Below are 25524 nucleotides of genomic sequence, written 5' to 3' on the forward strand. Positions count from 1 at the left end.
GGATCAATTAATCAAACGTGAAGGTTTCAAATCCTGGGTGCTCAACGGCGCAATGTCGTCGCGGGAAATGTCGACCCCGTGACGGGCGAGCGTATCGCTCGTCAGCGTCTGCCCGTTATGTTCGGTATCCGGTTGCACATCGCAATCCTGATTGCCTCGCAGGAGTTCAAGGATTCGAACAGTGATTTTGCCGATGCTTGACGCTTCGCTCAGCTCCATTACCGGCAGACGCACACCGAATCGCTCCTCGACTGCCACCACCAGTTCGACACTCATCAGCGAGTCCAGCCCCAACTCTTGAAGCGGTCGCGTGGCGTCCAGTTTGCTGGTTGGTAACCGCAGGATTTCGCTGATTTCCTGTTTAAGCATTTCACCGAACAGTTCGATCAGCTCGCAGTCGTCCATTTCGGTCAACAGCCGCTGGATATCGTCGACATCGCTTTCTTCGTCCTGCTCACCACCGTGCAATCTGGCCAGCTCATTGAATTTTGGCGAGCCGGCTGCCGGCAGGAATCGCGACAGTGCTTTCCAGTCCAGCTCAAGTACGCCCAGCCCCGAACGCCGCTGCAACAGCAACCGCTCCAGGGTTTCCAGTGCCGCTTGCGACTGCAGGGCAGCACCGCCCATGCGGCTTTGCAGGGCATCTTTGATGTCCTGGTTGCGCGCCAGGAAACCCGCATCATCGATGGCTCCCCAGAGTACGCTGGTTGCCGGCAGCCCCTGCGCCAGGCGATGACGCGCCAACGCTTCGAGCCAATGGTTGGCGGCGACGTAGTTGGCCTGCCCCGGGTTGCCGAACAAGGTCGTTGCCGAGGAAAACAGCACGAAGAAGTCCAACGGCAAATGGGCCGTCAATTCATGCAGGTATTGCGCGCCTTTGGCCTTGGGTTCAAGCACCCGTTGCAACTGCTCCTGGCTGAGGTTGCGGATCAGCCCATCATCAAACACGGTGGCCGCATGCACGATGCCCCGCAACGGTGCCTTGGAGGCTTCGATGCTCGCCAGCACGCTGCGCAATTGAGCGCTATCGGTGATATCGCAAGCCAGCGCCTGCACCTCGATACCTTGCTCGCGCCACGCCGCCAGCGCCGGCTGCGCTTCTTCGGTAGCAGCACCGCGACGACCGAGCAGCACCAGGTGACGCGCGCCCTTCTCCACCAGCCATTGCGCAGTACGCAGACCGAAACCGCTGAGCCCGCCCGTCACCAGGTAGGTGCCGTCGGCGGCCAGTTGCAAGGCCTGAGCCTGCGCCACCGGCGCGTGGAAAACCTGCTGGATCGGTGTGCGGTAGGTGACGACGATCTTGCCGATCTGCCTGGCCTGCTGCATGTAGCGGAATGCTTCGACGACTTCATTGGCATCGAAGGCGCGATAAGGCAGCGGACTCAAAATGCCGTCGCGGAACAATGCCATCATTTCGCCAAACAGCCGACGGGTCAGCTGCGGACGTTCGCTCATGAGCTGGTCGGCATCGATGCCAAAGTAGCTGATGTTGTTGCGGAACGGCCGCAGGCCGATCTTGGTGTTCTGGTAAAAGTCGCGCTTGCCCAGTTCGAGGAAGCGACCAAACGGCTTGAGTACTCGCAGGTTGCGATTGATGGCCTCACCCGCCAGGGAGTTGAGTACTACGTCCACGCCGCGGCCATCGGTAATGGCCAGGATGTCATCGGCAAACGCCAGCGAACGCGAGTCGAAGATATGCTCGACGCCCAACAGGCGCAGGAAATCGCGCTTCTCGTCGCTACCCGCCGTGGCGTAGATTTCGGCGCCGCACCATTTTGCAATCTGGATCGCGGCAATGCCGACGCCGCCCGCTGCACCGTGAATCAGGATTTTCTCTCCCGGTTCAAGCCGCGCCAGGTGATGCACGGCGTAATACACGGTGAAGAAAGTACTCGGAATGGTCGCCGCCGCTTCAAACGACATGCCTTCAGGAATGCGCGCCACAGCATTGGCATTGGTGATCAGGCGATTGGCGAAGCTCGACGGACCAAAACCGACGACACGGTCGCCCGGCTGGAAATCACCCTCGACCATCGCCCCTTTACCGCGCACCACACCGGCAAACTCGAAGCCCAGCGTCGGGCCCGAGAAGCCATTTTCGATCGCTTCATCAGACAGCAGACCCAACGCGAACATAACATCGCGGAAGTTCAAACCCGTGGCCTGAACCTCGATATCCAGTTCATCGTCTGCCGGCACCAGCGGCGCTCGTGCTTCCCAGCGCAAATTGCGCAGCTGCCCCGGCAAATCGAAGCCGAGCCTGATCTGCGTCGGCGCATCCAGCAGCGCACTGCCTGGCAACTCATCGGGCTGGATTCGCAGCCGTGCGACATACCGATCGCCCGCCGCGCTGATCGCCAGTTCGGTTTCTTCATCCGCATTGAGCAGTGCCGGCACCAGGGCCTCGACGCCAGCGCCAATCGCCAGATCGAGCAGACGAACTCGACAACCGACCGCTTCGTTCGTCAACGTCCGACCGAAGCCCCACAAGGCAGCATCGGCAATGCCTTGCACAGTCGTATCCAGGCGGCTGCCTTGCGGTAACAAATGGATGGCGGCGCCGGAGGTCAGCAACCAGCAATCCGCAGCGACGCCGGCCGATTCACAGGCTTGCGTGATGGCTGCGGCGTGCATGCAGCGGTCAGCCTGGGCATCAAGCCCTTGGGGTGCGAACAGGCCGGCCAGCATTACCACGTGTTGAGGCACCGCTGGACGTTCACGTAACTGTTGCGCCAGATCCGATGCCGAGCCAGGCGCGAGCAGCGCGGCCTCTTGACCTTGCTCGCGCAACATCGAGGCGAGTGCCCGGGCAAACGGTGCTTCAGGACCTTGCCCATCGGCTACCAGCAACCAGCTCTGGCGCGGATACTCACGTGCAACCGCGAGGGTCTTCGCACAATTTTCGGCGGCTACCAACAGATAGCAGCCAGACGCCGAGTACGGAATGAACTCCAGCGGCTCGGACACCTTCAGGCCATGACGCCGCAATTCCTGTTGCCAGAATCCCGGGGGCTGTTGCACCGCTAACGCCTGTTGCCCCTGTCGGGCCAGCCACCAGGAAGGTTCGGCGCCAAATGTGAAGTCCGCCCAACGCGCAGGGTGTTGCGCCAACAGAAGCACTTCACCGTTGGCACACAGCCTTGCAGCGCCATGGTGCAAGCCTTGACTGACGGCTTCCAGCGGTGCCAGGTCGGTGGCGACAAGGACCAGATCGAAGTCGTTCGCCGGCACCCGGGCGATTTTTTCCGACGCCTCCAGACTCAGTATCTGAAGCTCCGGGAGCTCAGCCTGGAGCATCGACGCAATTTCAATGTTCTGCGCAGAGTACTGATAATCGACCCGGTCAAAATCCAGGCCGACACACAAGTCTGCCGCCAGTGGTACCCCCTCGAAACCGAGTTCGAGAATACGCAGGCGCTGCCCGTCAGGCAGAGCGCTCAACCGTTGGGTGATATGTTCTCGCAGACCGCCCAGCAACGCTTGGTGACCGGACGCGCCGAGCACCAGGCGGGTCAATGCGGCGGGCGTGGTTTCCCGTGGCAGCAGTTGCGCAATCTTCACCTGACCGCTGATCAGCTCCAGCAGATGCATGCCGATCCGGCCGACCGAATGAATGATCTGGAAGTGTTCGGGATAGCTGCTGAACAGTTCCTGCCAGATGTCTTGCGCACTCGCTCGCTCGCCTTGATCGGCAAGCTGCCAGCCGCCATCGCCTGTCGCAACCAGGCTGCCATCCTCCAGCGCTTGCTCAAGAAGATGCTCAAGATAACCTCCTGCTTCCCAGGTGGAGCGCTGTTGCAGCGTCAGCTCACCGCCCAGCTTCTCGATGGCTTCCAGCACGAAACTGCCACACAGACCCTCGAGCAAAGGGTCGATTTCATCGGCATAACGGAGCAATCCGGGATCATCCGCGATAGCGCAAAGGTGCTGCTGCAACTGCGCCTCCAACCGTGAGTCCGCCAATGGCAATGCGCGTTCATTCGCAGGATAGGGTTTGGCAACCCCGACAAAGTCCACCAGTTTGATGTCGCCACTGCGATCCTTGTGCAGCCGAACCCCACGAAAACGGGCGTCCTTGATGCAGATGACCGCGCGGCCATGGACGTCGTACAACGTGAAGTCCGCCAACAGGGAATGCGCTGAACGTCGTACCAGAGTGACCTGGGCCAGACAAGGCGGCAGGCTGCCAGCAGCGAAGGCGATACGCCCGAGTTTCACCGGGATAAAGGCCAGGTCTTTGCGGCTGTCGGCCTCCTGGTCCAACAGTTGGGTGATCAACTGGAAGGCACTGTCCAGCAGTGCCGGGTGCACATTCAACGTTGCGAGTTCATCCTCGATCGGGGCCGGGACCGTCAACCGCGCCAACACCTGGTTGCCGTCGATCCAGCCTGCCTCGACGGCTTGATAAGCCGGGCCATAATTGAGACCAACCGCACGGGTCAGCGCCAGGTGCCCGGACGAGGTGAAATCAGGAGCGCGCGCTGGAACGACTGGAGCGGTGCTGGCCAGCAACCCGCCGCGCGCTTCACCCACAAGCCTGGCAACCACATGCTGCACCCACGGCTCAGCCTGGGCAGTGCTGCGCGACACGATGGAAAGGGCACCGTCGGTAGTGTCGATCATCACACGGACCTTTTTGCTGAAATCCGAGTGAAGCAAGAGCGGGCTGTGAATTTCCAGCTCTTCGATTTCCACATACTCACCGGGTTGATACTGCAATGCAGCAGCGAGTGCGACTTCGGTGAAACCCGCGCCCGGGAACAACACCGAGTCGCCCACCATGTGGTCGCCCAGTGACGGGAACAGTTGCGTATCCAGGCGATTGTCCCAGGTGAATTCATGCTCCGGCAGCATATAACCCAACAGCGGATGGACGCGCTCTCGGCTCAGGTGGCCGGAAGACTCGGGCGTGTCTGCGTGCCAGTGACGTTCGCGCTGCCAGGCGTAATTGGGTAATTGCACGAAACGGCCGGAGTGAGGAAACAGGCATTGCAGATCGATGTCGACACCGGCAATCAGTACCTTCGCCAGCGTACGATCAATCATCTGCGGGTTTTCTTCACCACGCAGCACCGTCGGGATCACAACCCCTTCCAGCTCCTGGCTGGCCATCGCATCGGCCACATAGGCACGCAGGATCGGGTGCGGGCCGACCTCCACGAATACGTTGTAGCCCTGCTCGGCGAGCGCCTCACTGGCGGACTTGAACAGCACCGGATAACGAATGTTTTTCCACCAGTACCCGGCGTCCAGATGTTCACCAGCCAGCACGTCGCCGGTCACGGTCGAATACATTGGAATACTGGCGTGACCCGGGACGATGTCGCTCAACACGTCGATGACTTGATCGGCGATCACATCCATGGCCGGCGAGTGGAACGCATAATCGAGACCCAGTCGGCGAACGAATACCTGACGCTCGGTCAGCGCGTGTTCCAGGGTTTCTAGCGCAGCCACCTGGCCGGCGACGGTCGCCCCCTTGAAACTGTTCTCGCCGGCGACGACCAACTCGCTGTCCAGGTCGAGCGTCTTCAACAGGCTCGCAGTGTCCGCCCCCGACAACCCTACCGCCGACATGTTGCCGCAGCCCTTGGTCAAGCCTTGCAGGCGACTGCGATGGTAGATCACACGGGTGGCGTCGTTCAGCGTCAGTGCTCCGCATGCCCAGGCGGCAGCGACTTCACCCACGCTGTGGCCGATGACGGCCACCGGTACTACGCCTTTTTCGGCCAGCATGCGGGTGACACCCACTTGCAATGCAAACAACGCCGGTTGCGCAAATTCAGTCAACTGATAGCGGTCATCACCCAGCTCGACCGCCAGTTCGGCGATCAACGAATAGCCGGATAGCGCATGGAAAACCGCGTCCACCTCGGCAACCGCCTGATGGAAAACCGGATCGGCCAGCAACGACTTGCCCATGCCCTGCCACTGCGATCCATTACCGGAGAAGACGAACACGGGCCCTTTTGCCTGATCCAGGACACGGCCACTTTCCAGTACCGCCGACAACGCCGGAACGCCCGGTTCCGTGACGAAATCCAATAGCGTCTGAGCGCTGCGTTGAGCATCCGCACCGAACACCACCACCCGTTGCGGGAGCAACTCGCGGCGAAACATCGACTGGTAGGCCACGTCGTAAAGATTTGCCGCGTCCGGCCCGGACAAAAATTGCGCCAGCTGTTCGGACTGGGCCGCCAAGGCTGCGTTGTCCTTGGCAGAAACAATCAACGGCACTGACTGCCCCATCTGGCGCGGGGCCTGCGGCGCCTGTGGCGGACTTTCCAGGATGACGTGGGCGTTGGCCCCGCCGAAACCGAAAGAGTTGACACCGACCACCAGTTTTCCGCTGGGTTTGAGCGCTTGGGTTTCAGTGACCACACTCAGGTTGAGGTCAGCGAAAGGAATGTTCGGATTGAGCTTCTTGATGCCGATGGTGGCGGGCACCTTGCGTTCGATCACGCAGTACAGCGCCTTCATCAAACCGGCGACACCCGAGGCTGCCTCAAGGTGCCCGATATTGCTTTTGATCGAACCGATCAGCAGTGGCTGATCCGCCGGGCGCTGCTGCCCCAGCGCCTCACCGATAGCCCGGCTCTCGATAGGATCGCCGACTGGCGTGCCCGTACCGTGAGCTTCCAGGTAGTCAATGTCTGTCGCACTGATGCCAGCACTGTCGTAGGCCTGCTTCATCAGGGCTATCTGCGCATCCGCGCTCGGGACGGTCAAACTCGACTTTCGCCCATCGGTATTAGCCGCACTGCCGGCAACGACCGCGAGGATCTGGTTTGCGTCCTCGATCGCCTTGTCGTAATCCTTCAGATAGAAAAGCCCCGCGCCTTCAGAACGGACATAGCCATCTGCAGACTCATCGAACACATGACATTGCCCCGTGCGCGACAACATTGAAGCCTTGGAAAAGATCAAGAAGCCAAAAGGGTGAAGATGCAGGCTGACACCACCGGTAATCGCCTGTTCGATATCGCCGTTCTGAATGGCCTGGCAAGCCTGGTGAAAGGCCATCAGGGAAGAAGAGCACGCCGTGTCGATGGCCATGCTCGGGCCTTGAAGGTCATAAAAAAAAGATAGCCGGTTGGCCGCGATACTGAAGGTATTACCGGTGGCGGTTGCCGCATCAATCGTCGACATGTCATGCGTCAGACGATAGCCGTAGTCGACACTGGCGATCCCCAGGTAAACACCGCAATCGCTGCCACGCAGGCTCGACGGTTTGACACCGGCGTTCTCGAACACTTCCCAGCCAAGCTCCAGCAATAAACGCTGCTGAGGGTCCATGACCGCCGCTTCACGAGGAGAAATATTGAAGAATCCAGCATCGAAAGTAGAAATATCGCCCAGGGAACCGGAAGCAAACGTGTACGACGTTGCTGGGTTTGCCTTGTCCGGGTGCAGGAACTCGTCCTTGGACCAGCGAGAAAAGTCCGCTTGGGTAATAAAGCTCTGCCGGTCCAGTAGGTGCGGCCAAAAAGTTGCAGAAGTAGAGCCTGGAAAACGGAACGACGTCCCTATGATTGCAACTTTCTTACGCATTGCTACTTGCCCTATTCATCCCCATCCCTTTTCCAAAAGCTGAACAACAATCAAATTCCATTAATGTAAATGCAGGAAACCCGGCGACACCCTGGATGTTATGTACTGCTTGCTACCTGACCAAAAATAACGTCACGCGCAAAATAGCCGCGAATCATACGCGCCGGGTCCATTAAGGGAAACCTGAAAAGTTCAACCGCTGGGCAGGTCAATCCTTTCAACGCAGGGCGAATTTGAGACACACGTCAGGTTATTAAAAAAACATTCAATAAACCCGCGACGCAGCCGACAACTCTTGAAAGCCTTGCGGATTGAAAAAGCCATGCGTAACAACCAACCCACTACACAACGCGAACGGACCTTTCCGGCTCAGCAACGGTTGATTTCCACCACCGATGCCAAGGGCATGATCACCTACTGTAACGAGGCTTTCGTCGAAATCAGCGGGTTTTCCCGAGAGGAGCTGATCCGTGCACCGCACAACCTGGTCCGTCACCCCGACGTCCCGGCCGCGGTGTTCGCGCACATGTGGGGCACATTGAAACAAGGCTTGCCATGGATGGGCATTGTCAAGAATCGCTGCAAGAGCGGTGATCATTACTGGGTGAACGCCTATGTGACACCGATCTTCGAAGGCAATCAGGTGATCGGTTACGAGTCGGTGCGGGTCAAGCCCACTGCCGAACAGATCCGCCGCGCCGAAGCGCTCTACCAACGCATCAACCAGGGCAAGCCGGCCGTTCCCTCCTCGGATAAATGGTTGCCGATCCTGCAGGACTGGCTGCCGTTCATTCTGGTCAGCCAATTGAGCTTCATGATCGGTGCATCGCTGAACTCCCATTGGGGGTTTGCCCTGGCAGCAGGACTCTCGGTACCACTGGGCCTGATGGGCCTTCAGTGGCAGCAGCGTGGCCTCAAGCGCTTGCTGCGCCTGGCCGAGCAGACCACCTCCGATCCGTTGATCGCACAGATGTACACCGACAGTCGCGGCGCCCAGGCGCGTCTGGAAATGTCCATACTCAGTCAGGAAGCACGCCTGAAAACCTGCCTGACGCGTTTGCAGGACACGGCCGAACACCTGACCGATCAGGCCAGGCAATCCGATGCCCTGGCGCACAACAGCTCCAGCGGCCTGGAACGTCAACGGGTCGAGACCGAACAGGTGGCCACCGCGGTCAACCAGATGGCCGCTACCACCCAGGAAGTCGCCAGCCACGTACAACGCACCGCCGATGCCACCCAGGAAGCCAATCGCCTGACCGGTCGTGGTCGTGACATCGCCGGGGAGACCCGCGAAGCCATCCAGCGCCTGTCGGTGGTGGTCGGTGAAACCGGCGTGACCGTGACCCAACTGGCCAAGGACAGCAACGAAATCGGAGGTGTGGTCGACGTGATCAAAGGCATCGCCGACCAGACCAACCTGCTGGCCCTGAACGCTGCCATCGAAGCGGCCCGTGCCGGCGAGATGGGTCGCGGTTTTGCGGTGGTGGCCGACGAAGTCCGTCAACTGGCGCAACGCACCAGCGAATCCACCGGGCAGATTCATGCGCTGATCGCCAAGCTCCAGCAAACCGCCAGTACTGCCGTGCAGACCATGGAAGCCGGGCATCGTCAGGCGGAAGAAGGCGTGGCGCGGGTACTGGAAGCGGACCAGGCACTGGTGGGGATCAGCGAAGCGGTGGCCAACATCACCGACATGACCACCCAGATCGCTGCCGCGACCGAAGAGCAAAGTGCCGTGGCCGAAGAAATCAGCCGCAACATCAGCAACATTTCGGACCTGGCGGACCAGACTTCGGAACAGGCGCAGAACTCGGCGTTGCTGAGTGAAGAGCTGACCAAGACTGCCAATACGCAATATTCGTTGGTGGAGCGGTTTAACCGCTGATAGAGGCTGGAGTGACAAAAAACCCGGACAGTGAACACTTCCGGGTTTTTTATTGAGCCTGTGAAAGTGATGTTGCCTGGTAGTCCCTCATCGCGAGCAAGCTCGCTCCCACAGGGTTTCGCGTTGTTCACGAAATCAAGCCACACCACACATCACTGTGGGAGCGAGCTTGCTCGCGATGGGGCCATCACAGCCTGCACAAAACCTCATCGAAGAAATGCGGCCACCTTCTGCGCCGCAGCCGCCAAATGCTGCTCATGGCTAAACCCGGAAGCCTTCAACGGCTTCAGATCATGATCCCCTGCCACCAGCCAGAACACCTCGATACCCGGCGATAGCGCATACCCCTCGACCGCCTCACGATTGCCCAGCGCATCGCGCTCGCCCTGCACGATCAAGGTTCGAGTCTTCAACCCCGCCAGATGCTCAACCCGCGGCTTCTCCGGTTTACCCACCGCATAGAACGGATACCCCAGGCACACCAGCCCATCCGCGCCCAATTCATCCACGAGCAAACTGGCCATCCGCCCGCCCATGGACTTGCCGCCGATGGCCAGCGGCCCAGTGACATGGCGTCGCACCTGGGCATACACCTCGCGCCAGCATTCCAGCAGTTTCGGCGCCGGGTTCGGCGGGCGTTTACCGCCGTCGATGCGCCGCTGCGCCATGTACGGAAACTCGAAGCGCAACACGTTGACGCCTTGAGCGGCGAGGCGTGCAGCCATGTCGCTCATCCAGTCGCTGTCCATCGGTGCGCCGGCGCCATGGGCGAGGATCAGCGTCGCCGCAGCCTTGCCAGCGGCGGCATTCCACAACCATCCATGATCCCGCACGCACTGCGCCCATTGATCCCCGTCAATACCGGCCTTGTGCCCTTTGTCCATGCTTGCCTCGCTTTTAGTCTGCCTATAACTCCGGCCGAAGGGTGCGCTGCCTTGCGCGAGTGCGCTCACTTCGGCTGAACCGTGGATGGGGAACCATGAACACTTCTATCAGTACCGCCTACAACTACAAGGTGGTCCGCCAATTCGCCATTATGACGGTGGTGTGGGGCATCGTCGGCATGGGGCTCGGGGTTTTTCTCGCTGCCCAGTTGGTCTGGCCCGAACTCAACTTCAATCTGCCGTGGACCAGCTTCGGCCGCTTGCGCCCCCTGCACACCAACGCGGTGATCTTCGCCTTTGGCGGCTGCGCCTTGTTCGCCAGTTCGTTGTACTCCGTACAACGGACGTGCCAAACACGCTTATTTGCTCCCGCAGTTGCCGCATTCTGTTTCTGGGGCTGGCAGCTTGTGATCCTGCTGGCGGCCATCAGCCTGCCGCTGGGCTACACCAGCTCCAAGGAATACGCCGAGCTGGAATGGCCGATCGACATCCTGATCACCATCGTCTGGGTCGCCTACGCCATCGTGTTCTTCGGCACGATCATGCAGCGCAAGACCAAACACATTTATGTCGGTAACTGGTTCTTCGGTGCGTTCATCATCACCGTGGCGATTCTGCACATCGTCAACAACATGGAATTGCCGGTCAGCTTCACCAAGTCCTACTCGCTGTACTCCGGCGCTACCGATGCGATGGTGCAATGGTGGTATGGACACAACGCCGTAGGCTTTTTCCTCACCGCCGGTTTCCTCGGGATGATGTACTACTTTGTGCCGAAACAGGCCGAGCGTCCGGTGTATTCCTATCGCTTGTCGATCGTGCACTTCTGGGCGCTGATCACCTTGTACATCTGGGCGGGCCCACACCACCTGCACTACACCGCGCTGCCAGACTGGGCGCAGTCGCTGGGCATGGTGATGTCGCTGATCCTGCTGGCGCCGAGCTGGGGCGGGATGATCAACGGCATGATGACCCTGTCGGGCGCTTGGCATAAGTTGCGCAGCGACCCGGTCCTGCGCTTCCTTGTGGTGTCGCTGGCGTTCTACGGTATGTCGACCTTCGAAGGGCCGATGATGGCGATCAAGACGGTCAACGCCCTCTCCCACTACACCGACTGGACCATCGGCCACGTACACGCAGGCGCCTTGGGCTGGGTGGCGATGATCTCCATCGGCGCGCTGTACCACATGATCCCGAAAGTCTTCGGCCGCGAGCAGATGCACAGCATCGGCCTGATCAACGCGCACTTCTGGCTCGCCACCATCGGCACCGTTCTGTACATCGCCTCGATGTGGGTCAACGGCATCGCCCAGGGCCTGATGTGGCGTGCGGTGAACGAGGATGGCACGCTGACTTACTCCTTCGTCGAAACCCTGGTGGCCAGCCACCCTGGCTTCGTCGTGCGGCTGGTGGGTGGCGCGATCTTCCTCAGCGGCATGTTCCTGATGGCCTACAACACCTGGCGCACCGTGCGGGCCTCGCAGCCTGCCGCCGTCGCCGCTGCCGCGCAGATGGCCTGAGGAGTCCGCCATGAAACACGAAACTATCGAGAAAAACGTCGGCCTGTTGCTGCTGCTGATGATCCTGGCCGTGAGCATTGGCGGCCTGACCCAGATCGTCCCGCTGTTCTTCCAGGACGTGACCAACAAACCGGTGGAAGGCATGAAGCCCTACACCGCGCTGCAACTGGAAGGTCGCGACATCTATATCCGCGAAGGCTGCGTCGGCTGTCACTCGCAGATGATCCGGCCGTTCCGCGCCGAGACCGAACGCTACGGGCACTACTCGGTGGCCGGCGAAAGCGTCTGGGACCACCCGTTCCTGTGGGGCTCGAAACGCACCGGGCCGGACCTGGCGCGGGTCGGCGCGCGTTATTCGGATGACTGGCACCGCGCGCACTTGTACAACCCTCGCAACGTCGTGCCGGAGTCGAAGATGCCGGCCTACCCGTGGCTGGTGGCCAATCAGCTCGACAGCAGCCACACCGAAACCAAGATCAAGGCCATGCGCACCCTGGGCGTGCCGTACACCGACGAAGACATTACCGGCGCCGTCGCTTCGCTCAAGGGCAAGAGCGAAATGGATGCGCTGGTCGCCTACCTGCAAGTGCTCGGCACTGCGATCAAGAGCAAGAGGTGAGCCATGCCCATGTCTTTTATAGAGATCGAATTGAGCACTGGAATGATCCGCGGCCTTGGCACCGTCGTGGTGTTCGTGGCCTTTGTCGGCCTGACGCTGTGGGTATTCAACGGCAAGCGCGGCCCGGAATTCGCCGAAGCGCGCCTGCTGCCGTTCGCCGACGAACCACAACCCGACATCACTGAAGAACCTGTCACAAGGAGTACCCGGCCATGACCACCTTCTGGAGTACGTGGATCTGCGTACTGACCATCGGCAGCCTGATCGGCCTGACCTGGCTGTTGATCGGCACCCGCAAGGGTGAAACCAAGGGCAGTGTCGACCAGACCATGGGCCACAGCTTCGACGGCATCGAGGAGTACGACAACCCGTTGCCGCAATGGTGGTTCATGCTGTTCGCCGGCACCTTGGCATTCGCCGTCGGCTACCTGATCCTCTATCCGGGCCTGGGCAACTGGAAAGGCGTCCTCCCCGGCTACGAAAACGGCTGGACCGGGGTGCACGAATGGGAAAAGGAGATGGCCAAGGCTGACGGGAAGTTCGGGCCGATCTTCGCGAAGTTTGCGGCAATGCCCGTGGAAGAAGTGGCCAAGGACCCACAGGCATTGAAAATGGGCGGCCGCCTGTTTGCCTCCAACTGCTCGGTGTGCCACGGCTCGGATGCCAAGGGTGCGTTCGGCTTCCCCAACCTGACCGACAGCGACTGGCGCTGGGGCGGCAATGCAGAAACCATCAAGACCACCATCATGGGTGGCCGGATGGCGATGATGCCGGCCTGGGGTGAAGTCCTGGGTGAGGAAGGTGTGAAAAACGTCGCCGCGTATGTGCGCCATGGCCTGGCCAAGCTGCCATTGCCTGCCGACAGCAAAGCCGACCTGCAGGCCGGACAGCAAGCGTTCAGCACCACCTGCGTGGCTTGCCATGGGGCAAACGGCCAGGGCACTGAAGCCATGGGCGCGCCGAACCTGACGCACCCGGCCGGCTTCATTTACGGGACGAGCCTGACACAACTTGAGCAGACGATTCGGCATGGCCGCCAGGGCCATATGCCGGCGCAGAACGAACTGCTGGGCAGCGATAAGGTGCAATTGCTGGCCGCGTATGTGTACAGCCTGTCCCACAGTTTGAATACCGAGCGCCTGCAGGCTGAAGACAACCGCGAATAAATCCCGACCGCTCTGCTGCCGCATTCTCGCGGATGCGGCAGTTCCCTGCCCCTTTGCGACGCATTGTCGCACCCTCTGTGACTCTTTCTTTCGGATCCCAGGATTCGGGTCTAAGCTTCCCCCGATGCGGACTGGCCGGTGCCGGTTCCAGGTCGACCCTGAACGATGTGTTCGACGAATCTGCCCGATGACAGGCCGCAAAGGCTGGTAGATACCGGCTGTCGCACCAATTGCCTTCGGTCAGCCAAACGTTGCGTTTGAACACACCCCGTTACATCCGACCTGACCCCCTCGCCTGATCAGTCCGCCGGGATGTTTTGCCCGCGGGCAATTTTGTCCTTACGCGGCGCATGGAAAGGCCGCAGAATCAGCTTTTGAAAGCATTGACCCAGGTCATGGCGCGTTGCAATGACCCCTTGCTTTCTCCATACTTGCGGCCGATTTTTAATCCTAATAAAACACCCAAACCGTGGAACCTTAGAATGAGCACAGCAATCAGTCCGACTGCTTATAACTATAAGGTAGTCCGCCAGTTCGCCATCATGACGGTGGTCTGGGGGATCCTTGGCATGGGGCTCGGTGTCTTCATTGCCTCGCAACTGGTCTGGCCGGAGTTGAACTTCGGTCTGCCATGGACGAGCTTTGGACGCCTGCGCCCATTGCACACCAACCTGGTGATTTTCGCCTTCGGTGGATGTGCACTGTTTGCCACTTCTTATTACGTCGTGCAGCGAACCTGCCAAACGCGACTGATTTCCGACAGCCTCGCCGCCTTCACCTTCTGGGGATGGCAAGCGGTGATCGTCGGCGCGATCATTACCTTGCCGATGGGTTTCACCACCACCAAGGAATACGCGGAGCTGGAATGGCCCCTGGCTATTCTGCTGGCCATTGTCTGGGTCACCTACGGTCTGGTGTTCTTCGGCACCATCGTCAAGCGCAAGACCAAGCACATCTATGTGGGTAACTGGTTCTACGGCGCGTTCATCGTCGTGACAGCGATGCTGCATATCGTCAACCACATGTCGCTGCCGGTCAGCCTGTTCAAGTCCTACTCGGCCTACTCGGGCGCGACGGACGCGATGATCCAGTGGTGGTACGGCCACAACGCCGTGGGCTTCTTCCTGACCACCGGCTTCCTGGGCATGATGTACTACTTCGTGCCGAAACAGGCCGAGCGTCCGATCTACTCCTATCGTTTGTCGATCGTGCACTTCTGGGCACTGATCACCCTGTACATCTGGGCCGGTCCCCACCACCTGCACTACACCGCGCTGCCGGACTGGGCTCAGTCCCTGGGCATGGCGATGTCGATCATCCTGCTCGCGCCGAGCTGGGGCGGCATGATCAACGGCATGATGACCCTGTCGGGCGCCTGGCATAAGCTGCGCACCGACCCGATCCTGCGCTTCCTGGTCGTCTCCCTGGCGTTCTACGGCATGTCGACCTTCGAAGGCCCGATGATGGCCATCAAGACCGTCAACTCGCTGTCGCACTACACCGACTGGACCATCGGCCACGTACACGCAGGCGCCTTGGGCTGGGTTGCGATGATCTCGATCGGCGCCATCTACCACATGATCCCGAAACTGTTCGGTCGTGCGCAGATGCACAGCACCGGCCTGATCAACACCCACTTCTGGCTCGCGACCATCGGTACCGTGCTCTACATCGCCTCGATGTGGGTCAACGGCATCACCCAGGGCCTGATGTGGCGTGCAATCAACGACGACGGCACCCTTACCTACTCGTTCGTCGAAGCGCTGCAAGCCAGCCACCCGGGCTTCATCGTCCGTGCCCTGGGCGGTGCGTTCTTCGCCACCGGCATGTTGTTCATGGCCTACAACGTATTCCGTACCGTACGCGCCTCGAACCCGGCTGAAGCCAAAGCCGCCGAACAGATTGCCGTAGTTGGAGCTCACTGATGAAGCATGAAGCAGTCGAGAAGAATATTGGCCTGCTGGCCTTCTTCATGGTCATCGCCGTCAGCATCGGCGGCCTGACCCAGATCGTTCCGCTGTTTTTCCAGGATGTCACCAACAAGCCGGTCGAGGGCATGAAGCCCCGCACCGCCCTGGAACTGGAAGGCCGGGACGTTTATATCGCCAACGGTTGTGTCGGCTGCCACTCGCAGATGATCCGTCCGTTCCGTGCCGAAACCGAACGCTACGGCCACTACTCGGTCGCCGGTGAAAGCGTCTGGGACCACCCGTTCCTGTGGGGTTCCAAGCGTACCGGTCCGGACCTGGCCCGTGTCGGCGGCCGTTACTCCGATGACTGGCAGCGTGCGCACTTGTACAACCCGCGCAACGTAGTGCCCGAGTCGAAAATGCCGGCCTACCCGTTCCTCGTGGAAAACAAGCTCGACGGCAAAGATACCGCAAAAAAAATGGAAGTCTTGCGCACGCTCGGCGTCCCTTACACCGACGAAGACATCGCCGGCGCCAAGGATGCTGTGAAGGGCAAAACCGAAATGGACGCGCTGGTGGCCTATCTGCAAGGCCTGGGCACCATCATCAAAAGCAAACGGTGAATTGGATGGATATCGGGATGATTCGTGGCCTAGGCACCGTTGTCGTGATGGTGGCCTTCATCGGACTGGCACTGTGGGTGTTCAGTCCCAAGCGCAAGTCGGAGTTTGAAGACGCGACCTTGCTGCCTTTCGCGGATGATCCCGAAGCCATCAAGCACGTCGAGCAAGCTTCTAGGAGTAACAAAGAATGACTACATTCTGGAGTCTGTACGTCACAGTCCTCAGTCTCGGTACGATCTTTTCCCTGACCTGGCTGCTGCTGTCGACCCGCAAGGGCCAGCGCGCAGAGCAGACGGACGAGACAGTCGGGCACTCCTTCGACGGGATCGAGGAGTACGACAACCCGCTGCCGAAATGGTGGTTCATGCTGTTCGTGGGCACCATCATCTTCGCACTGGGCTACCTGGCGCTGTATCCGGGCCTGGGTAACTGGAAAGGCCTGCTGCCGGGTTACGGCTACCTCGACAACGAGAAGCAGACCCCGTTCGCCAACGGCCAGACCGGCTGGACCGGCGTTCACGAGTGGGAAAAGGAAATGGCCAAGTCGGACGCCAGGTTCGGTCCGATCTTCGCCAAGTTCGCTGCCATGCCAATCGAAGAAGTGGCCAAGGACCCGCAAGCCCTGAAGATGGGTGGCCGCCTGTTCGCCTCCAACTGCTCGGTTTGCCACGGTTCCGACGCCAAGGGCGCCTATGGTTTCCCGAACCTGACCGACGCCGACTGGCGCTGGGGCGGCGAGCCGCAAACCATCAAGACCACCATCATGGGCGGTCGTCACGCCGTGATGCCTGCATGGGCTGAAGTGATCGGCGAGCAAGGCGTGGCCGACGTGGCCGCGTTTGTCCTGACCAACCTCGATGGCCGCAAGCTGCCGGAAGGCACCAAGGCCGACCCGGTTGCCGGGCAGAAACTGTTCGCCACCAACTGCGTGGCGTGCCACGGTCCGGAAGGCAAAGGCACGCCAGCGATGGGCGCACCCAACCTGACTCACCCGGCAGCGTTCATCTACGGTTCGAGCTTCGCTCAACTGCAACAGACCATCCGTTACGGCCGTCAGGGCCAGATGCCTGCGCAAGAACAGCTGCAAGGCAACGACAAGGTTCACCTGCTGGCCGCTTACGTCTACAGCCTGTCTCACGGTGAGAAGGCAGCGGACGCCGAGTAAGGCAAACGCTTGAAGCAACAAAAAAAACGGCCCCGCCAATGTGAATTGGCGGGGCCGTTTTGTTTTTTCAGCGCTGATCTCTAGCGTACGGCGACCAATGGTAATGCCCTATGCCCTCTCTGAGGTTGTGGGGCGACACGCATAGTAGTAACGTTTCTACAAAGCAGCTTCAGGAGGGCCAACCATGATGGCCATCACCACAATTTCCAGCCGCGAATTCAACCAGGACACAAGTGGTGCCAAAAAAGCCACTCGCCAGGGGCCTGTTTTCATCACCGACCGAGGCAAACCGGCCCATGTACTGCTAAGCATTGAGGACTACCAAAAACTGACCGGCACCCACGCCGACATCGCCGAACTGCTGGTCATGCCAGAAGCAGTCGATATCGAATTCGAAACCGAGCGTGCCGTGATCAAACATCGCCCTGTGGATCTGTCCTGATGTTTCTACTCGACACCAACGTAATTTCCGAACTACGCAAACCCCAGGCTGATGCGAACGTCGTTGCGTGGGCCAAAAGTGTCATCGCTCCACGCATGTTCATTTCGGCTATTACCTTGAAGGAGCTGGAAACAGGCGTTCTACGAATGGAGCGTCGGGATCCCGCCCAAGGGAAAGTCTTGCGCACTTGGTTGAAGCATCACGTTATGCCAGCCTTCGACGCCCGAATCCTTCCGGTCGATGCCGCCGTAGCGATTCGCTGCGCCAGTCTGCATATCCCCGACAGAGCCAATGAAAGCGATGCCTTGATTGCTGCCACGGCGCTGGTTCATGGTTTGACGGTGGTCACACGCAATGTCGCAGACTTTCAGTCCAGCGGTGTACAACTGATCAACCCATGGGTCGAATGACCGGCGACATGCGTAAAACCGCCCATAATTCCCAAGTCAATTGATTCAAGTCATTACACCATCAAATGAATTTGCCAAACGTGACCAAAGGTCGCACCCGCAGGCTAGAGCGACAGGCGTATCATTGAGCCACTGCAACACCCCTTTTTGACCGCGGTCGGCACGTACTGACCGAGGCACTCTTCCACTGCCGTGGGATGCGATGATGAGCAACCAGATACCGGTACACGACGTCACTCCACCTGCCAAGAACGCGAACAACAGCGTCGACCTCTACGCCTCCAGAGAAAAAATCTACACCCGCGCCTTCACCGGCTTGTTCCGCAATCTGCGGATGACCGGCGGTGCCATGTTGTTTTTGCTGTATTTCGGCACGGTGTGGCTGAACTGGGGCGGTCATCAGGCCGTCTGGTGGAACCTGCCGGAGCGCAAGTTCTTCATTTTCGGCGCCACCTTCTGGCCCCAGGACTTCATTCTGCTGTCCGGCATGTTGATCATCGCCGCGTTCGGCCTGTTTTTCATCACCGTGTACGCCGGCCGGGTCTGGTGCGGCTATACCTGCCCGCAAAGCGTCTGGACCTGGATTTTCATGTGGTGCGAAAAAGTCACCGAAGGTGACCGCAACCAACGCATCAAGCTCGACAAGGCGCCGATGAGCGCCAACAAGTTCTTGCGCAAACTCAGCAAGCACACCCTGTGGCTGCTGATCGGCTTCGTCACCGGCATGACCTTCGTCGGCTACTTCTCGCCGATCCGCGAACTGGTGTTCGACTTCTTCACCGGCCAGGCGGATGGCTGGTCGTACTTCTGGGTCGGCTTCTTCACCCTCGCCACTTACGGCAACGCTGGCTGGCTGCGTGAACAGGTGTGCATCTACATGTGCCCGTACGCGCGCTTCCAGAGCGTGATGTTCGACAAGGACACCCTGATCGTTTCCTACGATCCGCGCCGTGGCGAAAGCCGTGGCCCGCGTAAAAAAGGCATCGACTACAAGGCTCAGGGCCTGGGTGACTGCATCGACTGCACCATGTGCGTCCAGGTCTGTCCGACCGGTATCGACATCCGTGACGGCCTGCAAATCGAATGCATCGGTTGCGCCGCCTGCATCGATGCCTGCGACGCCATCATGGACAAGATGGAATACCCGCGCGGGCTGATCAGCTACACCACCGAGCACAACCTGTCCGGGCAGAAAACCCATAAACTGCGCCCGCGCCTGATCGGCTATGCCGTGGTGCTGCTGGCGATGATCAGCTTGCTGGCGACGGCATTCTTCATGCGTGCGCTGGTGGGTTTCGATGTCAGCAAGGACCGCGTGCTGTACCGCGAGAACGCCGAAGGCCGGATCGAAAACGTCTACAGCCTGAAAATCATGAACAAGGACCAGCGCGACCATATCTACGTGCTCGAAGCCTCTGGCCTGCCGGATCTCAAATTGCAGGGCCGGCGCGAGATCAAGGTCGCGGCCGGCGAGATCGTCAGCCAGCCTGCCGAGCTGTCCGTCGCGCCGGAAAAACTGCCGTCGAGCACCAACGAGGTGAAATTCATCCTCAAGGATGCCGATGACGACAGCGTCCACATCGAAGCCAAGAGCCGGTTCATCGGCCCACAAAATCGTTGAGAGAACTGAACATGCCCGCAGCAACTGCCGCAAGCCCCTGGTACAAGCACCTCTGGCCGTGGATCATCATCGGGATCCTGGCCTGCTCGGTGGCCCTGACCTTGTCCATGGTGACCATCGCGGTGAACAACCCGGACAACCTGGTCAACGACAACTACTACGAGGCTGGCAAAGGCATCAACCGCTCCCTCGACCGTGAGCTGCTGGCCCAGACCCTGAAAATGCGCGCCAGCGTTCATCTCGATGGCGTGACCGGCGAGGTTGACCTGCGCCTGAGCGGCGAGAGCCAGCCCAAGACCCTGGAGCTGAACCTGATCTCGCCGACCCAGCCGGAAAAGGATCGCAAGATCATCCTGGCCCGCAGCGAAACCGAACAGGGCCGCTACATCGGCCAGTTGAGCGACAAGATCGAAGGCCGGCGCTTTATCGAGTTGCTCGGCACCCAGGACGAGCACATCTGGCGCATGTTCGAAGAAGAAATGGTCAGCCATGACAAGGACCTGCTGCTGGGTGACGAACCGCTGCAAGGTGCCGAAGACCTGAAGAAATAAAGCCGCGCTTCGCGCATCGCGAGCAAGCTCGCTCCCACAGTTGATCAGCGCCATGCTCAGATCCTGAGTACACCAACGATCCCTGTGGGAGCGAGCTTGCTCGCGATGAGGCCCTATCCGACGATAGAGATTCAGCAGTACCAGTGAATACTCCATGACCACCACCCCACTCCCCTGCTACCACTGCGCCCTGCCCGTCCCGGCCGGCAGCCGCTTCATCGCCGTCGTGCTCGGGGAGTCCCGCGAATTCTGCTGCCCGGGTTGCCTGGCCGTGGCCGAAGCCATCGTCGCCGGCGGTCTGGAAAGCTATTACCAACACCGCAGCGAAGCCTCGGCCAACCCCGAAGCCCTGCCGGTGCAACTGGTGGATGAACTGGCGCTGTACGACCGCGCCGATGTGCAGCAGTCCTTCGTTCGCCACGACGGCGACCTCGCCGAAACCACACTATTGATGGAAGGCATCAGTTGCGCCGCCTGCGGCTGGCTGATCGAAAAACACCTGCGCACTTTGCCTGCCGTAGCCGAGGCGCGCCTGAACCTGTCCAACCATCGCCTGCACGTACGCTGGGCCGATGGGCAATTACCCCTGAGCCAGGTCCTCGGTGAACTGCGCCAGATCGGTTACGCCGCACACCCGTATCAGGCCGACCGCGCCAGCGAACAACTGGCCAGCGAAAACCGCCTGGCCCTGCGCCAGCTCGGGGTGGCCGGGCTGCTGTGGTTCCAGGCGATGATGGCAACCATGGCCACCTGGCCTGAATTCAACATCGATCTCAGCCCCGAACTGCACACCATCCTGCGCTGGGTCGCACTGTTCCTTACCACCCCGATCGTGTTCTACAGCTGCGCGCCGTTCTTCAAAGGCGCCATGCGCGATCTGCGTACCCGCCACCTGACCATGGACGTTTCGGTGTCGCTGGCCATCGGCAGCGCCTACATTGCCGGGATCTGGACGTCGATCACCGGGGTCGGCGAACTGTATTTCGATGCCGTCGGCATGTTTGCCCTGTTCCTGCTGGCCGGGCGTTATCTGGAACGACGCGCCCGCGAACGCACCGCCGCCGCCACCGCGCAGCTGGTGAATCTATTGCCCGCCTCGTGCCTGCGATTGACACCTGACGGCCAGAGCGAACGCATTCTGCTCAGTGAACTGCGTATTGGCGATCAGGTGCTGGTTCATCCGGGCGCCATTCTTCCGGCTGACGGCAAGATCCTCGACGGCCAGTCGAGTGTCGACGAGTCGTTGCTGACCGGCGAGTACCTGCCGCAACCCCGCACCCTCGGCGACGCGGTCACCGCCGGCACAATGAACGTCGAAGGCGCACTGACCGTCGAGGTCCAGGCCCTGGGCCAGGACACTCGCCTCTCAGCCATCGTTCGCCTGCTCGATCGTGCCCAGGCCGAAAAACCGCGCCTGGCGGAAATCGCCGACCGCGCCGCGCAATGGTTCCTGCTGTTGTCGCTGATCGCCTCCGCCGCGATTGGCCTGCTGTGGTGGGAGCTGGACTCATCGCGGGCCTTCTGGATCGTGCTGGCGATGCTCGTGGCGACCTGCCCGTGCGCCTTGTCACTGGCGACGCCCACCGCTCTCACCGCCGCCACCGGCACCTTGCACAAACTTGGCCTGCTGTTGACGCGTGGCCATGTGCTCGAAGGCCTGAACCAGATCGACACGGTGATTTTCGACAAGACCGGCACCCTCACCGAAGGGCGCCTGGCGCTGCGCTCAATCCGCCCTCTCGGCACGCTCGACAGCGATCGATGCCTGAGCCTCGCCGCCGCCCTGGAAAATCGCTCCGAACACCCGATCGCCCGTGCTTTCGGACGCGCGCCGATGGCTGCCGAAGAAGTCCACAGCACACCGGGCCTCGGCCTGGAGGGGCTGGTTGAAGAGCGACGCCTGCGCATCGGCCAACCTCGCTTCGTCTGCGAACTCAGCGGCGCCGTGGTGCCGTCGATGCCCGAAGAGGCTGGCCAATGGCTGCTACTCGGCGACAGCCAGGGGCCGCTGGCCTGGCTCGTCCTCGATGATCGCTTGCGTGCCGATGCGCCCGCGCTGTTGGCCGCGTGCAAGGCGCGTGGCTGGCGCACGCTGTTGTTGTCCGGCGATAGCTCACCGATGGTCGCCAGCGTGGCGGCGGAACTGGGTATCGACGAAGCCCGTGGCGGCTTGCGTCCGGACGATAAACTGCAAGTCCTGCAACAACTGCACAAAGAAGGACGCAAGGTGTTGATGCTGGGTGACGGGGTCAATGACGTGCCGGTGCTGGCGGCTGCGGATATCAGCGTCGCCATGGGCTCGGCCACCGATCTGGCAAAAACCAGTGCCGATGCCGTGCTGCTGTCCAACCGCCTCGACGCGCTGGTGCAAGCCTTCAGCCTGGCGCGGCGCACCCGTCGGGTCATTATCGAGAACCTGTTGTGGGCCGGGCTGTACAATGGCCTCATGTTGCCCTTCGCCGCCCTCGGCTGGATCACTCCGGTCTGGGCGGCGGTGGGCATGTCGATCAGTTCGTTGACCGTGGTGTTGAACGCGCTGCGCCTGACTCGCATGCCGAGCGCGCCCGCCCACTGCGTCACGTCAGAAACCCGCCCGCTGCCGGCCTGAGCCGTGTGGGCATGGAGTCCAGATGCCAGCTCTTTACGTGATGATTCCCGCTGCGCTGCTGATCGTGGCCATCGCCGTCTATATCTTCTTCTGGGCAGTGGACAGCGGTCAGTACGACGACCTCGACAGCCCGGCCCACAGCATCCTGTTCGACGACCAGGACCCGAACCACACTGCTGCCGTGGATGAGGCCAGCGGCCAACCGGCCAAGCCGCAAGACAAGGCCCCGCCCCATGCTTGAATTGGCGCCACTGCTGGTGTCTGCGGTGATCCTCGGTTTGCTCGGCGGCGGCCATTGCCTGGGCATGTGCGGCGGCTTGATGGGCGCGCTGACCCTGGCAATTCCCAAGGAACAACGCAGCCACCGCTTTCGCCTGCTGCTGGCCTACAACCTGGGACGGATTCTGAGCTATGCCTGCGCCGGACTGCTGATCGGCCTGGCCGGATGGGCCGTGGCCAGCAGCCCGGCTGCGATGTTCCTGCGTATCCTCGCCGGCTTGCTGCTGATTGCCATGGGCCTGTACCTGGCCGGCTGGTGGAGCGGCCTGACCCGTATCGAAAGCCTCGGTCGCGGCTTGTGGCGGCATATCCAGCCAGTCGCCAACCGGTTGCTGCCTGTGTCGAGCGTTCCGCGTGCGCTGCTGTTGGGCGCGCTCTGGGGCTGGCTGCCGTGCGGCCTGGTCTACAGCACCTTGCTATGGTCGGCCAGCCAGGGCAACGCGCTGGACAGCGCATTGTTGATGCTCGCGTTCGGGCTCGGCACCTGGCCGGTGCTGCTGGCGACAGGCCTCGCCGCCGAGCGCGTCACCGCACTGTTGCGCAAGCGCAGTGTGCGGATGGCGGGCGGATTGCTGGTGATGCTGTTCGGCCTCTGGACCTTGCCGGGGCCGCATCAGCATTGGATCATGGGGCATTAAACCGGCGGCGCGCCCATCGCGAGCAAGCTCGCTCCCACAGGTTTTGTGTACACAGCGACTCCCCCTGTGGGAGCGAGCTTGCTCCGGGCGGCGATCCGACGATGAGGCCCTCACAAACGACAAAGATTCTGACCTTGATGCAAATCAAGATGCCCCACCCCGCCCTCGCATAAAGTGGCTGACACTGCCAGCCTATCCGGGGGAATGCCCGCATGATGCTCGACGCCATTCGTTGGGACACCGATCTGATCCGCCGTTATGACCTGGCGGGACCACGCTATACCTCGTACCCGACCGCCGTGCAATTCAACAGCCAGGTCGGCACCTTTGACCTGCTTCATGCTCTGCGCGACAGCCGCAAGGCTCAACGCCCCTTGTCGCTGTACGTGCACGTGCCGTTCTGCGCGAACATTTGCTATTACTGCGCCTGCAACAAGGTCATCACCAAGGATCGCGGCCGGGCGCAGCCGTATTTGCAGCGCCTGGAACAGGAAATCCAGTTGATCGCCTGCCACCTCGACCCCACGCAGAAAGTCGAGCAACTGCACTTCGGCGGCGGCACGCCCACCTTTCTCAGCCACGACGAACTGCGCCAGTTGATGGCGCATTTGCGCAAACACTTCCATTTGCTGGACGACGACTCCGGCGACTACGGCATCGAGATCGACCCCCGTGAAGCCGACTGGTCGACCATGGGCCTGCTGCGCGAACTGGGTTTCAATCGGGTCAGCATCGGCCTGCAAGACCTTGACCCGGCGGTTCAGCGAGCCGTCAATCGCCTGCAAAGCCTGGAAGAAACCCGCGCGGTGATCGATGCGGCCCGCACCTTGCAGTTTCGTTCGATCAATATCGACCTGATCTACGGCCTGCCGAGACAGACGCCGGAGAATTTCGCCCGCACCGTCGAAGAGGTCATCCACCTGCAACCGGACCGGTTATCGGTGTTCAACTACGCCCACCTGCCGGAACGCTTCATGCCGCAGCGGCGCATCAACAGCAATGAGCTGCCGACACCCGCGCAGAAACTGGAAATGCTGCAGCGCACCATCGAGCAACTGATCACGGCCGGCTACCGCTACATCGGCATGGACCACTTCGCCCTGCCCGACGATGAGCTGGCGATTGCCCAGGAAGAATCGACCCTGCAACGCAATTTCCAGGGCTACACCACCCACGGTCATTGTGACTTGATCGGCCTCGGCGTGTCGGCAATCAGCCAGATCGGCGACCTGTACTGCCAGAACAGCAGCGACCTGACCGAGTATCAGAACGTTCTTGCCACATCGCAACTGGCCACCAGCCGCGGCCTGCTGTGCAATGCCGATGACCGGCTGCGGCGCGCGGTGATTCAGCAATTGATCTGCAATTTCAGTCTCGAATTCACTGACATCGAACAGGCCTTCAACATCGACTTTCAAGGCTATTTCGGCGATCTCTGGCCCCAGTTGCAAGACATGGCCAAAGACGGGTTGATCGAACTCGATCGCGACAGGATCACCATCCTGCCCGCCGGGCGACTGTTGGTGCGCTCGGTGTGCATGGTCTTTGACGCATACCTGGAACAACACAGCCGGCAACGGTTCTCACGGGTGATCTAGAGCGCTGCGACAAAAGTGCCACAGGCTGGCCCCAATGTCCTCGGGTGA

Annotated in this window: 19 protein-coding genes; 17 read left to right on the plus strand and 2 right to left on the minus strand. The window is 60.7% G+C overall.

The window, feature by feature from the left end; translation table 11 throughout:
* Positions 1-3: 3 nt before the first annotated feature.
* Positions 4-7554: an SDR family NAD(P)-dependent oxidoreductase gene (locus tag AC1DXW_RS16010; protein WP_477760190.1), complete on the minus strand. Its 7551-nt coding sequence runs from the start codon at positions 7552-7554 to the stop codon at positions 4-6.
* Between the two features lie 322 nt (positions 7555-7876).
* Between AC1DXW_RS16010 and AC1DXW_RS16015 the strand changes: the two genes are divergently transcribed.
* The gene (locus AC1DXW_RS16015) at positions 7877-9442 is read left to right on the plus strand and encodes a methyl-accepting chemotaxis protein (RefSeq protein WP_477760191.1); all 1566 of its coding nucleotides are present in this window, start codon (positions 7877-7879) and stop codon (positions 9440-9442) included.
* A 206-nt stretch (positions 9443-9648) separates the two neighbouring features.
* Here the strand turns inward: AC1DXW_RS16015 and AC1DXW_RS16020 are convergent, their stop codons facing one another.
* Positions 9649-10326, minus strand: coding sequence for an alpha/beta family hydrolase (locus tag AC1DXW_RS16020; RefSeq protein ID WP_477760192.1), 678 nt, complete (start codon positions 10324-10326; stop codon positions 9649-9651).
* A gap of 95 nt (positions 10327-10421) precedes the next feature.
* Between AC1DXW_RS16020 and ccoN (AC1DXW_RS16025) the strand changes: the two genes are divergently transcribed.
* The 16 genes from ccoN (AC1DXW_RS16025) (at position 10422) to hemN (ending at position 25476) form a co-directional block, all read left to right on the plus strand.
* Entirely contained in the window at positions 10422-11846 is a 1425-nt protein-coding gene (gene ccoN / locus AC1DXW_RS16025) for a cytochrome-c oxidase, cbb3-type subunit I (RefSeq protein WP_477753673.1), read from the plus strand.
* Between the two features lie 10 nt (positions 11847-11856).
* The gene (ccoO, locus tag AC1DXW_RS16030) at positions 11857-12465 is read left to right on the plus strand and encodes a cytochrome-c oxidase, cbb3-type subunit II (RefSeq protein ID WP_008020035.1); all 609 of its coding nucleotides are present in this window, start codon (positions 11857-11859) and stop codon (positions 12463-12465) included.
* A 3-nt stretch (positions 12466-12468) separates the two neighbouring features.
* A complete protein-coding gene (locus AC1DXW_RS16035; protein WP_477753674.1) occupies positions 12469-12681 on the plus strand; it encodes a cbb3-type cytochrome oxidase subunit 3 in 213 nt (70 codons plus the stop codon).
* The gene (gene ccoP / locus AC1DXW_RS16040; RefSeq protein WP_477753675.1) at positions 12678-13631 is read left to right on the plus strand and encodes a cytochrome-c oxidase, cbb3-type subunit III; all 954 of its coding nucleotides are present in this window, start codon (positions 12678-12680) and stop codon (positions 13629-13631) included. Before AC1DXW_RS16035 ends, ccoP (AC1DXW_RS16040) begins: the two co-directional genes overlap by 4 nt.
* Positions 13632-14113: 482 nt before the next feature.
* Positions 14114-15556, plus strand: coding sequence for a cytochrome-c oxidase, cbb3-type subunit I (gene ccoN, locus AC1DXW_RS16045; protein WP_046041350.1), 1443 nt, complete (start codon positions 14114-14116; stop codon positions 15554-15556).
* Positions 15556-16164: a cytochrome-c oxidase, cbb3-type subunit II gene (gene ccoO / locus AC1DXW_RS16050; protein WP_009042961.1), complete on the plus strand. Its 609-nt coding sequence runs from the start codon at positions 15556-15558 to the stop codon at positions 16162-16164. The genes ccoN (AC1DXW_RS16045) and ccoO (AC1DXW_RS16050) overlap by 1 nt, the downstream gene beginning before the upstream one ends.
* A gap of 5 nt (positions 16165-16169) precedes the next feature.
* Positions 16170-16355, plus strand: a complete 186-nt coding sequence (locus AC1DXW_RS16055) for a CcoQ/FixQ family Cbb3-type cytochrome c oxidase assembly chaperone (protein WP_003175465.1) — start codon at positions 16170-16172, stop codon at positions 16353-16355.
* The gene (gene ccoP / locus AC1DXW_RS16060) at positions 16352-17329 is read left to right on the plus strand and encodes a cytochrome-c oxidase, cbb3-type subunit III (protein ID WP_477753676.1); all 978 of its coding nucleotides are present in this window, start codon (positions 16352-16354) and stop codon (positions 17327-17329) included. Before AC1DXW_RS16055 ends, ccoP (AC1DXW_RS16060) begins: the two co-directional genes overlap by 4 nt.
* Before the next feature lie 187 nt (positions 17330-17516).
* Positions 17517-17771: a type II toxin-antitoxin system Phd/YefM family antitoxin gene (locus tag AC1DXW_RS16065; RefSeq protein ID WP_477753692.1), complete on the plus strand. Its 255-nt coding sequence runs from the start codon at positions 17517-17519 to the stop codon at positions 17769-17771.
* Complete coding sequence (locus AC1DXW_RS16070; RefSeq protein WP_477753677.1) at positions 17771-18181, plus strand: PIN domain-containing protein; 411 nt, start codon at positions 17771-17773, stop codon at positions 18179-18181. Before AC1DXW_RS16065 ends, AC1DXW_RS16070 begins: the two co-directional genes overlap by 1 nt.
* Before the next feature lie 205 nt (positions 18182-18386).
* Positions 18387-19802 (plus strand): cytochrome c oxidase accessory protein CcoG, encoded by a 1416-nt coding sequence (gene ccoG, locus AC1DXW_RS16075; RefSeq protein ID WP_477753678.1) that lies wholly within the window; start codon positions 18387-18389, stop codon positions 19800-19802.
* Between the two features lie 11 nt (positions 19803-19813).
* Positions 19814-20353 (plus strand): FixH family protein, encoded by a 540-nt coding sequence (locus AC1DXW_RS16080; protein ID WP_477753679.1) that lies wholly within the window; start codon positions 19814-19816, stop codon positions 20351-20353.
* Positions 20354-20507: 154 nt separating this feature from the next.
* Entirely contained in the window at positions 20508-22961 is a 2454-nt protein-coding gene (locus AC1DXW_RS16085; protein WP_477753680.1) for a heavy metal translocating P-type ATPase, read from the plus strand.
* Between the two features lie 22 nt (positions 22962-22983).
* Entirely contained in the window at positions 22984-23202 is a 219-nt protein-coding gene (gene ccoS / locus AC1DXW_RS16090; protein WP_477753681.1) for a cbb3-type cytochrome oxidase assembly protein CcoS, read from the plus strand.
* Positions 23195-23878 (plus strand): sulfite exporter TauE/SafE family protein, encoded by a 684-nt coding sequence (locus AC1DXW_RS16095; RefSeq protein WP_477753682.1) that lies wholly within the window; start codon positions 23195-23197, stop codon positions 23876-23878. Before ccoS ends, AC1DXW_RS16095 begins: the two co-directional genes overlap by 8 nt.
* Positions 23879-24093: 215 nt before the next feature.
* Positions 24094-25476, plus strand: a complete 1383-nt coding sequence (gene hemN / locus AC1DXW_RS16100) for an oxygen-independent coproporphyrinogen III oxidase (protein ID WP_477760199.1) — start codon at positions 24094-24096, stop codon at positions 25474-25476.
* Positions 25477-25524 lie beyond the last annotated feature (48 nt).

The organism is Pseudomonas sp. P4_C4 (assembly GCF_056402055.1).

Coding starts and splice junctions, on each gene's coding strand:
- AC1DXW_RS16055 (WP_003175465.1), top strand. CDS start 16,170: ATGGATATCGGGATGATTCGTGGCCTAGGCACCGTTGTCGTGATGGTG.
- AC1DXW_RS16020 (WP_477760192.1), bottom strand. CDS start 10,326: ATGGACAAAGGGCACAAGGCCGGTATTGACGGGGATCAATGGGCGCAG.
- AC1DXW_RS16015 (WP_477760191.1), top strand. CDS start 7,877: ATGCGTAACAACCAACCCACTACACAACGCGAACGGACCTTTCCGGCT.
- AC1DXW_RS16095 (WP_477753682.1), top strand. CDS start 23,195: ATGCTTGAATTGGCGCCACTGCTGGTGTCTGCGGTGATCCTCGGTTTG.
- AC1DXW_RS16065 (WP_477753692.1), top strand. CDS start 17,517: ATGGCCATCACCACAATTTCCAGCCGCGAATTCAACCAGGACACAAGT.
- AC1DXW_RS16010 (WP_477760190.1), bottom strand. CDS start 7,554: ATGCGTAAGAAAGTTGCAATCATAGGGACGTCGTTCCGTTTTCCAGGC.
- ccoS (WP_477753681.1), top strand. CDS start 22,984: ATGCCAGCTCTTTACGTGATGATTCCCGCTGCGCTGCTGATCGTGGCC.
- ccoO (WP_008020035.1), top strand. CDS start 11,857: ATGAAACACGAAACTATCGAGAAAAACGTCGGCCTGTTGCTGCTGCTG.
- ccoG (WP_477753678.1), top strand. CDS start 18,387: ATGAGCAACCAGATACCGGTACACGACGTCACTCCACCTGCCAAGAAC.
- ccoN (WP_477753673.1), top strand. CDS start 10,422: ATGAACACTTCTATCAGTACCGCCTACAACTACAAGGTGGTCCGCCAA.
- ccoN (WP_046041350.1), top strand. CDS start 14,114: ATGAGCACAGCAATCAGTCCGACTGCTTATAACTATAAGGTAGTCCGC.
- ccoO (WP_009042961.1), top strand. CDS start 15,556: ATGAAGCATGAAGCAGTCGAGAAGAATATTGGCCTGCTGGCCTTCTTC.
- ccoP (WP_477753675.1), top strand. CDS start 12,678: ATGACCACCTTCTGGAGTACGTGGATCTGCGTACTGACCATCGGCAGC.
- AC1DXW_RS16080 (WP_477753679.1), top strand. CDS start 19,814: ATGCCCGCAGCAACTGCCGCAAGCCCCTGGTACAAGCACCTCTGGCCG.
- AC1DXW_RS16070 (WP_477753677.1), top strand. CDS start 17,771: ATGTTTCTACTCGACACCAACGTAATTTCCGAACTACGCAAACCCCAG.
- hemN (WP_477760199.1), top strand. CDS start 24,094: ATGCTCGACGCCATTCGTTGGGACACCGATCTGATCCGCCGTTATGAC.
- ccoP (WP_477753676.1), top strand. CDS start 16,352: ATGACTACATTCTGGAGTCTGTACGTCACAGTCCTCAGTCTCGGTACG.
- AC1DXW_RS16035 (WP_477753674.1), top strand. CDS start 12,469: ATGCCCATGTCTTTTATAGAGATCGAATTGAGCACTGGAATGATCCGC.
- AC1DXW_RS16085 (WP_477753680.1), top strand. CDS start 20,508: ATGACCACCACCCCACTCCCCTGCTACCACTGCGCCCTGCCCGTCCCG.